The sequence below is a fragment of the Proteiniborus ethanoligenes genome (assembly GCF_900107485.1).
Lineage (GTDB): Bacteria > Bacillota > Clostridia > Tissierellales > Proteiniboraceae > Proteiniborus > Proteiniborus ethanoligenes.
In genome coordinates this window covers 1-15,550 of sequence record NZ_FNQE01000008.1, presented here as the reverse complement: position 1 = coordinate 15,550, position 15,550 = coordinate 1, and the positions used below count along the sequence as shown (strand labels likewise).

General features: G+C 31.5%; 14 protein-coding genes and 1 pseudogene. 2 read left to right on the top strand and 13 right to left on the bottom strand.

The features are described 5' to 3' along the window. Positions 1–90 precede the first annotated feature (90 nt). Positions 91–1,749, bottom strand: a complete 1,659-nt coding sequence (locus tag BLV37_RS04450) for an ABC transporter substrate-binding protein (RefSeq protein ID WP_091727860.1) — start codon at positions 1,747–1,749, stop codon at positions 91–93. 146 nt (positions 1,750–1,895) lie between these two features. Here BLV37_RS04450 and BLV37_RS14815 point away from each other — a divergent pair, with 146 nt between their 5' ends. Further along, a complete protein-coding gene (locus tag BLV37_RS14815; protein WP_143031480.1) occupies positions 1,896–2,081 on the top strand; it encodes a hypothetical protein in 186 nt (61 codons plus the stop codon). A gap of 44 nt (positions 2,082–2,125) precedes the next feature. Here BLV37_RS14815 and BLV37_RS04445 read toward each other — a convergent pair whose 3' ends face one another. The 5 genes from BLV37_RS04445 to BLV37_RS04425 all read right to left on the bottom strand — a co-directional run bounded on the left by BLV37_RS04445 (position 2,126) and on the right by BLV37_RS04425 (position 6,072). Beyond that, the gene (locus tag BLV37_RS04445) at positions 2,126–3,352 is read right to left on the bottom strand and encodes a hypothetical protein (RefSeq protein WP_091727858.1); all 1,227 of its coding nucleotides are present in this window, start codon (positions 3,350–3,352) and stop codon (positions 2,126–2,128) included. 301 nt (positions 3,353–3,653) lie between these two features. Then, a complete protein-coding gene (locus BLV37_RS04440) occupies positions 3,654–4,067 on the bottom strand; it encodes a GNAT family N-acetyltransferase (RefSeq protein ID WP_091727855.1) in 414 nt (137 codons plus the stop codon). Positions 4,068–4,300: 233 nt separating this feature from the next. After that, positions 4,301–4,978, bottom strand: a complete 678-nt coding sequence (locus BLV37_RS04435) for an NAD(P)H-dependent oxidoreductase (RefSeq protein WP_091727853.1) — start codon at positions 4,976–4,978, stop codon at positions 4,301–4,303. Beyond that, complete coding sequence (locus tag BLV37_RS04430; RefSeq protein WP_176967870.1) at positions 4,972–5,544, bottom strand: flavodoxin family protein; 573 nt, start codon at positions 5,542–5,544, stop codon at positions 4,972–4,974. The genes BLV37_RS04435 and BLV37_RS04430 overlap by 7 nt, the downstream gene beginning before the upstream one ends. Before the next feature lie 15 nt (positions 5,545–5,559). Further along, complete coding sequence (locus BLV37_RS04425) at positions 5,560–6,072, bottom strand: PadR family transcriptional regulator (protein ID WP_091727847.1); 513 nt, start codon at positions 6,070–6,072, stop codon at positions 5,560–5,562. Positions 6,073–6,598: 526 nt separating this feature from the next. On the opposite strand from BLV37_RS04425, the gene BLV37_RS04420 reads away from it, so the two are divergent. Beyond that, positions 6,599–7,459, top strand: a complete 861-nt coding sequence (locus BLV37_RS04420; protein WP_091727844.1) for an EamA family transporter — start codon at positions 6,599–6,601, stop codon at positions 7,457–7,459. A gap of 85 nt (positions 7,460–7,544) precedes the next feature. Here the strand turns inward: BLV37_RS04420 and BLV37_RS15540 are convergent. From BLV37_RS15540 to BLV37_RS04380, 7 genes and pseudogenes are all read right to left on the bottom strand, one after another. After that, a pseudogene (locus tag BLV37_RS15540) lies at positions 7,545–7,703 on the bottom strand (hypothetical protein); the annotation flags it as partial. Between the two features lie 170 nt (positions 7,704–7,873). Then, positions 7,874–9,625, bottom strand: coding sequence for an RNA polymerase sigma factor (locus BLV37_RS04410; RefSeq protein ID WP_091727841.1), 1,752 nt, complete (start codon positions 9,623–9,625; stop codon positions 7,874–7,876). A gap of 453 nt (positions 9,626–10,078) precedes the next feature. After that, positions 10,079–10,561, bottom strand: coding sequence for a GNAT family N-acetyltransferase (locus BLV37_RS04405; RefSeq protein ID WP_208975198.1), 483 nt, complete (start codon positions 10,559–10,561; stop codon positions 10,079–10,081). 261 nt (positions 10,562–10,822) lie between these two features. Continuing rightward, positions 10,823–12,004, bottom strand: coding sequence for a GNAT family N-acetyltransferase (locus tag BLV37_RS15285; protein WP_244270466.1), 1,182 nt, complete (start codon positions 12,002–12,004; stop codon positions 10,823–10,825). Between the two features lie 458 nt (positions 12,005–12,462). Beyond that, positions 12,463–13,155: a CPBP family intramembrane glutamic endopeptidase gene (locus BLV37_RS04390; protein ID WP_091727835.1), complete on the bottom strand. Its 693-nt coding sequence runs from the start codon at positions 13,153–13,155 to the stop codon at positions 12,463–12,465. Between the two features lie 131 nt (positions 13,156–13,286). Continuing rightward, entirely contained in the window at positions 13,287–14,072 is a 786-nt protein-coding gene (locus tag BLV37_RS04385; protein ID WP_091727832.1) for a CPBP family intramembrane glutamic endopeptidase, read from the bottom strand. Positions 14,073–14,781: 709 nt separating this feature from the next. Beyond that, positions 14,782–15,210, bottom strand: a complete 429-nt coding sequence (locus tag BLV37_RS04380) for a GNAT family N-acetyltransferase (protein ID WP_091727830.1) — start codon at positions 15,208–15,210, stop codon at positions 14,782–14,784. Positions 15,211–15,550: the final 340 nt, after the last annotated feature.

The window sequence follows — 15,550 nt, the reverse complement described above, 5'->3', positions numbered from 1 at the left end:
AAGCATCTAAATTATCTATGCACTATAAACATAAAAGTCGAAATTCATCGACTTTTATGTTTGTAGCTTTATTTTTAAAAGTATTATCTTTTATTCTAGAGGCATGCGTAGTTTTCCATCTTTATCCCAAGTAAATCCTGCTTCCTTTAAGATTTCTCTTGCTTTTTCAGGATCGTATTTATCATATTTAATAGCATTTGGATTGTGCCAGAATTCATTAACAGGACTTATAACTAAACCAGCACCACCACGTCCACCATATCCATTTAAGTGTACATCTAATGCTAAATCATAATCTACTAAATGTGCAGTAGCTATTCTAAATGCCTTGTTATTAAAAGGAGCTCTATCTAAATTCATTCCTAAGTAGAAAAATCCTATGTCATTTACTGACGTTACTTCTAAATGACTGAATTTTCCACCTTCATTATTGCTTAATTGCTCTATATGTGAAGGTACTAGGTCAAAGGATAATAAATCTGTACTCCCTAGCTCTAAGGCTGTCAAGACACCTTCTGGAGAACCAAATATCTGGAATATGTATCCATCTATATTGATATCTTGGAAATAGTCTCTATTAGTTTCTGCTACTAGCTCTTCACCTGGTCTAAAGTTTTTAAATACAAATGGTCCACTTCCTATTGGATTACTGTTATCATAATTACGTGGGTCTTCAATATTTTCCCAAATATGCTTAGGTAGTATAGGAATTTGTGTCAATGTATTTGTAATGAATGGAGCATACGGATTTTTAAGATTAAATCTAACTGTATTCTCTCCTGTTATTTCGATTGTATCTATTGGCTCTAGGAATGACATAAAGTATTCTACTTCGTTTTCAATAAAGGACTCATACGTAAATTTAATATCTTCTACAGTTACAGGTTTCCCGTCGTGGAAGCTCATTCCTTTTCTTAAATGAACATCTACAGTAGTATCATCTATTACATCCCAGCCTGTTGCTGCCCATGGTTGTGGTTCAATTTCCGGACTCAATCTTATAAGCTTGTCATATATAAGTCTTAAGTTTCTCCATTCGTAAACACTTTTTGCCTTCATAGGATTTAATGAATCTAGGTTAATATTACTTGCTACCTTTAAAACTTTATCGTTAGTTTTTGGTTCAATAAACATTGGTGTCCATTCATTAAACAATCCTTCACCAGGTATGTTGATAACTCCTTTGTACTTGTCTTTATTATAAGCTTGCACGTTTGCACGGCTGTATAATGTAATTCTAGGAACATCTTCGCCTAATATTTCTTGTGCTTCAAATACTAGATCTCGTCTTTTCATAACATCCATTTCTTGTCTTTGAGCATCAGCAACTGCATCAAACTCATCGCTTCTATATCTATCTGTATTATTACCGCCTGGCTTAGCATTACTTGAATGATTTATAGAATGGATAAACATATCAGGATCTAGTCTTTCTATTCTACCAGACCATCCTATAGTATAAGCATCATAGTCTTCGTCATCACCATAAATACGATCTATTAATACTGCAAAATCAATAGGTTCAGCCTTAATATCTACACCAAGCTTTCTTAGCTCCTCAGCAACCTCATTAGCCATTTCATAGTTCACCATATTCGCTTCTGGCAGAGAACTTAAAATTGTTATGGATGGTACAATCTCTCCCATATTCTCATCTGATTTAACAACATTGCCGCTATCGGATTTGCCACATGCTGTCAGTGTTAAAATTAATACAAGTAATAAGATAATAAATAATTTTTTATTCAACACCATTCCCCCTCGTAATTAATGCATGAATTTTCTGTATTTTCTGTATAAGTCCATTCCGGAAGACTTTTGTCAATAGTATATGACTATTAAATAAATGTCAAGCCTGTATTTTTACAGGTTTATGCAGGAAATCGTTCCCATAAATGGAAGCTAATTTACTTAGTCCATACTACATCAGCCTTAGAGCTATTAATAAAATAAATAAAAAAATTTTAAATTTTCAGTATATTTCTGATATTTATTACAAAAAAACAAAAGACGTACTTATAAAAGCACGTCAACAATTTATTGATTTAAGAGAAAATCTTCGTTATTTTTCTATATTTTAATTAGGAAAATATAACTTTAGTACTATTTTAAAATAAACGACCTTCTAAGGTACATAGTGTCCTAGGATGATTTTTAATTGACCGTCTTTACCTATGATAAAATCATAAAAAAAGTCTTTTAGATGCTCGTAGCTTTCAATAAAAACTTCGTCTAAGGGATATATTCCATAAGTGCTATAGGTGCTATAGTTTGGTGCTACAAGTGGTGCAACTAAAACACTGGATTCTAGGGAATATCCTTCAATCTTATTTAAATCTTTAATATGAAAGCCATTAGGATTTTTTTCACCATCTGGCCCATCAGATATGAACTCCATTACCTTAATATTAATAGCCACAGGGACTCCATTTTCCATCTGAATATCTTCTATCTTCCCAAATATTTTTTTACCTCCGCCATCAAGGTATAATCCTGCTGTAGATTGCAAATCTACAACATTATAGGGGCCATCTGTGAATAAGAAACTTTCTTTAATTTTTTCTTTTGCTGTTTGATCTAAATCATCAGTAAACAGCTGTATCCTCGCTTTTCGCTGTATCTCATCATTTGTCATATGTATTATATTTTCATCACCTATATTTTCTTCTGTTGACTCTATAGCCTTATATGGAACCATATCAATATATCCTATCCTGTCATTGCCTTTATAAATATCCCATAACAGCACAGAATCCTCAAAGGTTTTTATGTCACAGTCACTTGGTATCTCTAAAGTAAAAAAGCTGGTTCCTACTACCTTAAATCCCTCGTTTAATGCCTTAGGCTTTTGATTCCCAACACTTGATATACTTTTGATGATTTCAGAAACCTGCTCGGACATAGACGTGTATTCTTGACTTAGTTCTTCATTATCAGGCGGATACTGTACATCAGATGGCATTCTTATAAAATAGGTGTATCCATTATCTTGTAGAACAATTTTCTGCCCAACAGGTGCTTGCTTCATATCTTCTTCTGTAATCAATTCTCCTATTACTCGTCTTAAACTAAAAAGTAATCCTCCTTGGTAGTTCTTTTTACTAAAAATATCAATACCATCCTCTAATTCTTCTATGATATATCTATCCTTCCATTCCTGTGGAAGTTCCATTGAAAACCCAAGTTCCTTGTTTTCATAAATAATCATATCATTAGATTTAGAATCTGTGCTCTGAGTACAGCTAATACATAATCCTAAAGTGCTAGCAAGTAGAATTATCATTAAAATAAACGTAAAACCTTTCTTTTTATGACGCAAATCAAATAAACTAGCAATTCTTTTTCTAAGCATATTTTTTCCTCCTCAAACAAATGTAGAGCTTCATTTTATATATATTCTACATTTGTAAAAAATATATATCAAGATATTATTTGAAATAATTTACAGTGTAAATATGGTAATTTTCTACTATATATTTTTTCTAAATCTTATAGGATTTATATAAGGGTTGCAAAAATAATCAAAATAAAAAAACTAGTGGCTTTCTATTATAATAAGCCTACTAGTTTTTTTGTTAGCAAGAAGATAACTCATTGCTACAGTTCATCTCCAGCTTTTAGTACTTATATAAATTGCATATAAATAATATACCCTAGTTATATTTTACAAAGGCAACCCCGTTGTAATCATCAACTTTTGCCATTCCATTTTTTTGATAAAACCCTACTGTTTTTTCAGTTTGCTCTGTCATTAAAACGATCTGACAAATTGATTTATATTTCTTTAGAATTAGTTTTAATAGTTTGCTGCCAATACCTTGTTCTTGATAGCTTTTTAGAATTAAAATATCTTGTATATAAATTATTGTATGCCCATCTCCTACTACACGAATTAACCCAACTAGCTTTTCATCATCCCAAGCAGTTACTACCTTCAGCGAGTTATCAATAGCTTTTTTCAGATTTATCTTGTCAGCTGTATAAGCATGCCATTCTACGTCATTATACAAATATAGCAATTCTTCAGTACTAGGCATAACATCTTCTTTAATTATTATTTTATTCATTATTATCCTCCTCAAATTTTATTATTTAATTTGAAGATGATTTCTTAGTCTACACACCTTATTCACTCCTTAGTAAAAGTAAAGTTTTTAAGTGCTATTTAATATTTACAGCATGGATGTATATATTATAGCATAGATTCTCAAAAAACCACATTTTTGCTTTGTAAATTCAGTTGCTTGAAAATTGTAATGTTATCCTATATATTAATAATATTATCCAATAAAAAATTCTATTATTCTTTAATATATGGCCTCGCATATAGATCCTTATTAACACCAAACTTCTTAGCTTGGGTTTCCCATCCTCTGTTGGCAATAAAGGTATACATACCTATGGGAATTAATTTTCTTGACATCAAATCTATAGCCTCCATAGGAATACTCTCATTATTGCTTATTGCTTCTGCTGCCATATCTAAAGCCTTTACTATATTTCTAGTCATTCCACCTAGATTTTTAATAGGATTTCCACTTATAGCTCCTCCTTCTCCTAATGCAAAACCTCCTAGCCATTCAAATTTGTTTCTACATGCAAAGTTTTCACATATCCTAAGAGCAGTGTGATTATGAAAATATTCAGGAAATCCACTGTTTACTATAGCAATTAAACTTTGTTTTTTATCTATTTTCTTTTCATTTCTGTTATTAGCTATAAGTTCAAATGCTCTTATCAATGGTGATGGTAAACTATCTACGTATAAGGGAGAGGAAATTATAATTATATCTGCGGCATTTACCCCACTGAAAAGTTCTTCTACGTTACTTTTAAGTATAGAACGTATATGAAGCCTTTCACTTGTATATCCAACTTTAATTAGCCCTTCAAGCAAATAACCTCCTAAGGATTCTGAGGTGCTATTTTTGACCTTAGGGCTTCCAATTAATAATAAAGCTTTCTTCTCCTTTAACATTTTCCCACCTCCAAAGCAATAAGCCTCTGCTTTAATTGGCTTATAATATCATCTTCTAATGCGTTTTTTATTGTTCCTCCCGTAAATGAATTATACCAATTTAGAGAATTTCTCCTAATAAGGCTGTTAAATATTTCTTCCATTTCACTATCTTCTTCTGGCATCACGCCAAGCACTACTATCTTTGGGTAATTTTTATATCTTTCCTTATGATGTATTTCACCTTCAATTTTTTTAAAGAATGGTAAGATCAGTGGAATTATTCTATCTACAGCTTTTTTGAGTTCAGATGAATATCCTCCATAGACAACAGGAGTAAGATATATTACAGTATCCATATTTATAATAGCTTCTGTAAGAGAACGACCATAGTCATCTATTATACAAATTCCTGGTGTCTTTACCCAGCAGCCAAAGCAGCCTATACACTCGCCTACTTGTTTTTCACGAAGTAAAACAGATTTCACCTCATATCCTTTTTCAACAAGTATTTCTTCTGTAAGTTTGTTTATTATTCCAATACTATTTCCTTCTTTTAATTCCCCATTAAGTATCAATGCCTTCAATTTACACAGCCTCCTTTATATACTATTTAAATCATTTGCAAATTTTCTATACCAGTCAGCCATGAATTTTAAATGATCTATCCCAAAATAAAGGGTTGATATTTCAAAATGTCCTGCTCCGTTCTTAATCATAGTCTCAAGATTTTGGAGTTCTTCTATTTTTTTATTGATATCATTGATTAATTGCTCTAAAAGTTCTTTAATCTTTTCCTTTGGGAGCTTTCCATAAAAAAATACCTTAGCAAGAATGTCCTCATAAGATCTCATAAAATCTATAGGCTCTTCTAACCAAGTCATAAATTCTTCTTCTCCAGTTTTATTAATAGTATATACCTTTTTAAATCTTCCATTTTCGATAACTTTTGTTGAGCTTATTAGCCCTTCTTTTTCTAATTTATTTAATGCAGGATATATGCTACCAAAGCTGGCACTCATAAAATTTGAAGTGCTATAAGTCATCATTTGTCTAATATCATAGCCTGTAAATTGCCCACAAGTTAGGAAACCTAAAATTATAAATCTTATCATTTTATCATTCCTTTTTATATATTTATAAGATATGTATCGTATTGATATATATCTTATAAATATTTGCCACAAAAGTCAATCTTTTTTAAAGATTTTTTATAAATGACTTTTTGTATAACCTATCCTTGCACCAATATCTTGTTCTTAATAATTTAGTATAAAAAATACCGTAAAATTCATTCCTGAATAATACGGTATTTTAATGGTATTAACCTGTTTATTTCTTCTTATGCCAAATATTTTTTATCATACTAGGTTTTAAATATTTTATTATTTGTTTCAGTAAATTAGATTATTACAATATTATCTGATTTAATTAAGACCTAACAAAAGATAAAGTACAACTCCCTTCAACATCCTCATCCTTCAAATATTGAAAATCATAATGCCTACTTGACAGAATCAGTTCAATGTTTAGCTGTCCTATTATATTTTTTAATATCTATATTTGGGACTTAACATCTATCGTTTATATATATATAATATCATATGAAGGAAAATATATCTCTCACAATGGAGGGCTTTAATGACAATCATCGGCTTTTCACTGATTATTTTTTCTGCAGTTTGTCATGCTACATGGAACTATGCTACGAAAAAGATTAAAAGTGATTCAACCTTCATTTGGTTATTTTCACTTACTTCTTCTATTATTTATTTCCCATTCGTTTTAGCATCTTTATTTATTTATGATATCAATTTCCAATTTCATTTTATTCCTTTCATTCTGGGAAGTACAATATTACATTCTGTTTATTTCATATTGCTAAACAGAGGCTATCGTGTTGGAAATCTATCTATAATATATCCTTTAGCTCGTGGGACAGGCCCACTATTTTCAACTATAATAGCAATTATTTTCTTAAAGGAAAGTGCATCTTTAGTTGCAATAATTGGTATCCTTTTAATCATATTAGGAATTGTTTCAATTACGGGAAATCCTGCCTTAATTATTAATTCAAATAAAGATAGCTCTCTAGTTTATGCTTTTTTATGTGGTCTGGCAATTGCCTCTTATACTATTTTTGATAAGATAGCCGTGAGCAAGCTTATGTTACCGCCAATTCTTCTAGATTGGTTATCAAATTTAGGAAGAGTCCTACTTCTTACACCCTATGCACTAGGTAGAAAAGATAAGCTCAAACAATTAATACTTCATCATAAAAAGGGCGTTCTTACCGTAGCAATATTATCCCCTTTATCTTATATTTTAGTGCTTACGGCTATGGTCTCTATTCCTGTTTACTACGTGGCTCCTATAAGGGAGCTTAGCATACTGATTGGTACATTTCTTGGTGTTAAATTTCTTTCAGAAAAATTGACTAAGATAAAGCTAGTTGGTATATGTCTAATGACAATAGGAATTATTACGCTTTCTCTTGCGTAAATAATCATAATTCAAAACTTAAAGACTTTATAACCAAAGAAACATTGAGTAACGAAAACTAAAGCAGCAATTGCTAAAATAGTTGCTATTTTGATTCAATATTATAGCGTCTGTAAGCTAACAACAGACTTTGTTCAATATTAGCGGAGCTTTTAGGTGAAAGCGTGGTCTTTGAAGTTCCTGACATAATGTTGTTGTTTGCTAATACCCCTACTCCTTGTTTTGCCCAAGAAGATACACTGTTTTTGTCTGTATATCCTTAAATGCTATCATTTTTAGTCGTAAATTCTTTACCTTTTTCCTATAAAGCATTAACTCTTTTGATTAGTTTTTGTTACTTATATGTTAGATACTAGCAATGCCTTATAGGTTTTATTTTCTGAAAACAATTTAATTTTTTTATTCTATTGTCTTTTAACGTTTTATAGACTCATGGATTTTATTCATTACAGCTCTATATTCTTCTCCTATGTTTCTTCCAAAATGATTGTAATTTACTACCACACCTTCAATATCCATCTGTCTTTTTGCCCATTCATCTTCTGAAAGAGATATTCCTGGAGAATCATAAACTTGTAGTATTTCAAGAGCTGGTAAACTTCTAAAGGTTTCCCTGCCTTCTATTTGCTGAGTACTGCCTATGCTTATAGCCATTAGTTGGTTCAGCCCTGCAAGTGGAGTTACATCGTATATAGTAACACTATTTAATTCCAAGGCCTTCAATTTCTTAAGTTTTGATAAAGGACTTAAATCCTTTATGATTACTCCACTAAGCTCTAACATTACTAAGGACTCTGCCTCAGAAATTGATGAAATATCCATGGGTACAATATTATCATCCATATAATTTGGTGACATTCGAAAGCTTTTTAACTCTTTTAATCCTGACATACTTGGCAGTTTGTTGAAAGGTGGTTCTAAGGAGTATGAAATATGTAAATTATTTAAATCTGATAAACTTCCCAAGCTGTCCCAATCATCTGCATCTGCATTAGATAATATTAAGTTCTTAACTCCTGTAGCAGAAAGTGGTTCAAATGTATCTATTGAAACATTATTTATTGCAAAATAATCCAATTTATTTAAATACATTGCATCCTTTAGAGAATAGGTTTTTTCTATGCTTCCAGATGGCTCTTCTGAAAGCCAAGTAAGGTGTTCTTCATGACCTTGAACAAATTTAAATCCTTCCTCAGTAACTTCCATTCCCCAAACTTTTTCTAAGTCCTTCTTATAAATCTCTCCTGTTGGTCTGTTTATTGCTGCTCTAATTCCTGCTTCGAAGGCTGGATCTTCAAAGCTTAAGGCTGGAGAAGAATTAACAATCATTGTCGCTCCAGACACTGCCACTGTAACTCCTATTATTCCTGCAATAACTTTTGCCTTTATAGTAGCCAAAATACCAGCTTTTGCTGCACCACTTGCTGTACTTCCTGCTACAGTGCTTACTGTTGTAGTACCAGGCTTGGATATTCTAGAACTTATTTCATCCCACATTCTTCCTGTGTATTGCGTACTACTAAATGTGTCCTCTGGAATATCTTGAAATAATGCAGCAATGGCACCAAATGGTAGAAATGTATATAACCTAGTACCCTCCTTTTCTTCCAAATCTAGGACCGCTTGTTTAATATATTTTCGTCCGTAATTTAATCTGCTTTTTATTGTACCCTCGCTGCATTCCATAATCTCTGCAATTTCTGAGACTGACATTTCACTAAAATAGTATAAAATAATACATGTTCTCTGAGCATCTGGTAGGTTGTCCACAATATTCATAATAAGCCTACGTGATTCTGCATTATCTATAGCATCTTGCGGCAAGAACTCATAATTTTCTTCTGATATGTTATCAAGCGGATTATCGTCTTCATTATTAAAAAAAATAGTTTTTTTGTTATTTATAAAGAACTTATTGCAGTTATTTGCTGTTATCCTATACATCCATGATAGAAAAGCCTCTGGATTTTGCAAAGTATTTATCTTAGAAAATGCAGCAATATAGCTATCCTGTACAATGTCTAATGCGTCATCTGGATTTTTAACCATTTTAAGTGCTAAGTAATATATTTTGTTGTTTGTTAAAGAATAAACCTTCTCAAATGCACTAGCTTCTCCTCCTTGAGCCTTACTTACAAGTTGAGCAAGCGATAACTCCTCTACCATAGTCTTTTCCCCTTTACTATAACATTTTACTTGATTTTACATGGTTCTGCTTATTACCCTTAATTTTCTCATACAGTACTATATTACCATGGCAAAATTCCCATTTCAATTATGTTTGATTATATTAGTAAAACCAAAAGGAGTTATTTTCTATCCTATTATTATATGAACTTTTATTAGAAACTATTTTTTAGGGGGTGATAGCTTGAAAGGCTTTTGATGATTCTAATACTGATTCAAGTTTGACATCTATATTCCAAACAATGAAACAAGTCTTATATGAAGATTTGTCTAGGCACATATTATCTAATCAAGCAAAAAAAGAAATCTGGAATAAGATATTCCAAGTGCTTAAAAAGGATAATAGCAGCTAGAGTGTATGGTAGGACAAGAAGATGGGAAATATGAAAAGCCTGGTATGTTCCTACTATGCCAAGCTTTTTATTAACTGCTTTAAATTGTTTTTTCCATAACTTTAATTTCCCAGTTCCTTTCAGGATGAATTGTACTATTTATTTCTTTTACTACTTTAAATCCCATTCTTGTCCAAAACTCTAATCCATTTTTATTTTGCTTTAGTACACCCAGTCTTAATCTGTGATACCCCTTTTCTCTCATACCTGCTGTAAACTCTTCAATAAATGCTCTTCCATATCCTTGTCTATGAAAATCTCCATGAATTATTAATAATCCTATGTATACTGCATCTTCATCTGGATAGTTCATTATATAATCTATAATTCCAATGTCTTGACCATTTATAGATATTAGTTTGTAGTTCTTGTCTCGAAAATTTGAACCTGGTGGTATATCATTTTTATCTTCAATAATAGTTTCTATTGAAGGCTTTCCATTCATTGAAATTTTAAAATACTCTTCATTTGTATCATAAATATTTAAAACATTTTTAAGTAAATCCTCAGTAACTATATTCAAAATAAACTTGTTTTCAATATATTCCAACTTCCTCACCTCAAAATAATTTCTTTTAGGATTTTTCACTTATTCCAATGTCATCTAAAGCAGTAAAGGAGTTATTACTTACTGTTTCACTACAAACGAGTATAATGTAGACTTTTTTAGGTATATTTCACAAAAATATAACAGCCAGATTTCAATTTCAATCCAGCCTTATAGTTGTAAATCATAAATTGTTACACCTTTATGGAATCAATCCGTCTCCTATAGGTTTTTTATTTAATCCCACTGTCCTGGGAATCTTAATTTTTGAAGTTGTGGGAAATTTTTATTATATTTTTCCACTTCTTCCTTTGGAAGATTTCTGAAAACTTCCGATTCGTAGAACTTTCCTTTTATACCTTTCATACTGCCTTCTGTTAATTCAATTCCCATAAATGCATCAAAGTTTTTACCATTAGCAGTTGTAATATTAAAATTATTACATGTTTTAAATCCTATTCGAGGATAATAGTCTGGTTCTCCAAAAATTACAATCCCTTTATATCCTTTATTTGCAGCTAGGTTCATTGTTTCTCTTAATAATAACTCACCAACTCCGCATCCTTGCCATTTAGGATCTACACAAAGAGGTCCAAAGGTTATAATTTCATGTATATCTGCATCATCAACAATTTGTGCCTTTGAATACATTATGCATCCTATTACCTCTCCATCCTTTACTGCTATTCTGCTTAACTCTGGAAGATAGTCTTTATGTTGACGTAATTTATGCACAAGGTAATGTTCGGCACAGCCAAGATGATGTTTATTCCAAAATGCATGCTGTGTCATTAACTCTACATTGTACCAGTCATCCTTTGTTTCCATTCTAATTTCTATTTCTTTATGATTTAATCTTTTCTTTTCTTCTGGAAACCATCCAAATTCTAATCTTACTTCTTTTCTTTGTAAGTCATTGTTCTTGTAGCAACAAGTATCCATACCAATCAAGCTAAAGCCTTCGTGCTGATAAAAATCTATTGCATTGACATTACAGGATTGTGTTTCTAATATAATAGCACGACGACGCTCTCTTCTTGCTTGCTCCTTTGCCACTTCAATTAACGAATGACCTATTCCTTGATTTTGATATTTCTCTGCTACCCAAAGCTCTGTAATTCTTAGACGATTAGACCATAATTCTTGTTCAGTTTCTATTGCAGCAACTAATTCATCATTAACTAAAACTCCCCAAGCATAGGAATTCTCCCAGTGATCTGCATATAATTTATCTGGGAAATCATATTCTTCTGGTGTATGGGTTACTGGCTCTATAAATTCTTTCTTTTCGATCTCAATAGCAAATCCTTTATCTGTTTTATTTACTATAACATCGTAATATTTATCTGTCGTATACTTTATTGGAATTATAGTTCCCTTCCATTTCTCTTTTGGTAAATGTATAATTTCATATTCCATAATTTTAATCCCCTTTTGTCATTATAGTTATTGCCTTATATGCTTTAGTTCTCTTGCTTTTTCCATAATTTAAAATTGACTAGCCCCTGGAATTAAAATAACATCTGATTTTTCAACATCTGTTTCAACAAATATAAATTCGCTTATACAGTCAAATGGATATTTCACTTATTTGCACCTCCATTTGCTACATGTAAAATAAAGAATGTGTCATTATGCAGGAGACCAACGGTCTCCCTTACGCATTGATATGCCTATTGTAGGGGCTAGCCTTGCTGGCCCGCTTACGGCACACTTATCTACTTATACGTATTATACCATTAAATAACAATTTGTTATAGTCATACAAAGGAGACCAAAGGTCTTCCTATAACCCATAGCTTGTCCATGTCTTATGGAATTTATAGCTACTTGTCTTATGGAATTTATAGCTACTACACTTGAGAAAAGTTTTATCTTTAAGCTTCGTATTTACCCCTTATGGCTTTTTTCCTAAAGTATAAGGCACTCATATTTAAACCATCAATTAAATTGTGTATTATGACCGAATAGATTATGCTTCTTGAAACCTGAAAACTGTATCCCAACACTAATGCCGCAATTAACCTAGTTGGTATCATGCTCAAAAAAGCTTTCCATGTCTCTTGTTTATATAGAACATTGCCTATATGAATAAGGACGAAGACCATACTTGATATAATTGTAGCAGAGGTAAATGTAAATAAATGCCCATCTATCATAGAATCCAATGTTCCCTGTACAAATCCCCTGAATATAATTTCTTCTACGACTCCTACAAATATCCATGCATAAATGAATTCCCATTTGACCTGTTTTTCTCCATATTTAACTTCCTTAAGATTTTCTTTTGGTATAGTAAATATCAATCCGCCACTTATTATAGCTAAAGGTAAACCTATAAAACATACTGATCTAAATCCTTCTTTGACATCCCCTAAAATGAAACCTGCCTCTTGAGAAGATAGGCCGATAGTTCTTATCAATATTAAAGAAAATATTATGCTAATTGGTGCAAGAAAAACACTCTTTTTAAAATACTTTATGTTAAATTTCTTTGAAGTTATCTCCCCTATTTTTTTCATTGCAAACCAATGAAAAATTAATAAAATAACCATAAATATAAACTTCACTTCTATTGCCCCCTTACCTACATACTAAATTTCTTATAATACTATAATGAAAATAATTTGATTAACCCTTTCGTTTTAGACTAGACCAGCAGATTTTTAATTTTTCTTAAAATTAAACCCGTATTTGAATATTAATTGAGTTTTCTCCAAGAAGGGATATATTTGTATATTATTGCTGTCGTTATTAAAAATATAAATAAAAGAAGAATGATAGCTCCTGATTTTGTTAATATTAAAGGGACAATTCCTAACGTTAAATTACATATTGTATGAAATAAGATACATGCTAATAAACTGCAGTTTGTATTGATATAAAGTATTGTCATTAGCAATGATATACAGGTGGTATAAAGAAAATAGCATAAAATTGCAATGATTAGGCCGTTTTCAGCCAACTCATTCTGGATTGTTCCTTGTATAAAAAAAAGAGGTATATGCCACATCGACCATAGGATTCCTGTGATCAACCCTGCTTTTAATGGACTGCATATTAACAGCATTCTCTTTAGGGCAAAACCCCTCCATCCAAGTTCCTCACCTAGAGGTCCCATTAAAACAAGAATATATAAGAATGCAACCGGAATAAACCACACTGGAAAATGAGATGTTGGCAAATCGCCACCCGTCAGTCTAAAGGCTATATAGGATAAGAACGCAATAGAAGGAAATAGAAATAGTGTATAAAGCACCCATTTTAAATCTATTTTTATATTTGAAAGAGAATTTATTAGCCCTTTTATGTCACTTATCCCGCCAAATAAATAAGCACAAATCAGACCTGTAATAGAAGGAATAAGGGTGCCGATCCTTATGATCCGGGCTGATGAGATTAATAGGAAAATTCTTGAGGTAGATGGAATAAACACCATTAACCATAAAAGCCATGTAACTATAAATGTGATACTTGTATAAACCATTAGCTCTTTAGTTATTTTTATTTTTGCAATTATGATAACCCCCTCTTAAAAAATAATCTTCTTTACATAGAGATGATCTTCTCTTACTGGTCAATTCAAATCTTACTAACGATTCCTTCAATCAATTTAATATTATTTTGCTAAAAAATCTCGTATATCTCCTACGGTAATGACCTTATCAAGTGAAATCTGTTGCATTATATTATCGTAATCAATAGGTAGAGCAAAACACATGCAAGTTCTGCAGTGTTTTTTGATGCTGGAATATTCGTGCTAGATAATGATGATTAAGCATTTAAAATCAATGGAAGTATGGCTAACATGTTAACTAAATTTAACGTACAATGAGTAACAATTCCTATGTAAATACTTCGCTTCCACCATCCCGCATATACCATAGTTAAAAGCATTACAATTCGTGTAACATTTTGCCATGGTGTAAAAAAGTGATAGAAGGAAAACAAGATTACATTTCTGGTAAACCTCGCAATAAAGATAGCAATACTATTTGTAAAATACAATTGTTTTCTTCTTTTATATTTTCAATCAAATTCATCTACTTCTTTTCTTATTAGGTTACTTTCAGTTAAGAGACAAACATGCCAAATCAGTAAATGGATAGTGTCCTATTAAGATCAGAGCAGTATATCTGCAACAGTCTCAAATCTCCTCTGGTGTGCATATAAAGGATATGTCTTATTAATATAGTTCATAATCTTTTACATAAATGATAAAGCCTATGTCCTTTAGGACAATCCTCTAATACACCAAAAATTTCATATCCTTTTTTTAAATAAAAGTCTTTAGCTTGAAAATCATAAGTACTCAGATATGCAATATAACATCCCATACTTATCGCCTTATCTTCTACAATAATCAACAATTGATTAGCAATTCCTTGATTGCGAAATTCCTCTTTTACCCATAATGTATCAATAGATAAAGTATGCCATAATGCCATACATGCCAAAATCCCGCCAATAACTTCTCCGTTTTCATCTTTTATACATCTGTTGATACTAATGAACGGCTTTTCTTGGGTAAGCGGTTTTGATTTTAGATTAAATTGGAGTAACATATTACCTATGTACTCAGCTTCCTCTTCTATCGGGATTGATATTTTATGTCTGAAATTCATTTTTCTACACCTCGTATAATATGTTTAGACCCAGATTTTCAGGTGTCTAAGCATATTTATTTTTATTTAATTTTAATTACAATGTTTAATCGAGATATCCTAATGCTAAAATAGAATTAAGAATAGTTAGCGAAGGATAATTCTTCCTCACCTTGCAAAACCATTTGGTTATTGCTTAGAGAGCATGCTTCCTGACTTACTCGTCATATTCTGCTTACTTCAGTTGCTGCATCTCTTTGATTAGACCAACAGCAAGGTAGTTTTCAAAGATGAATGCTAATAATGCGAGGTTGCAGTTAGCGGTTAAGATTGGGATATCTCTTTTACTAATTGTTCATCA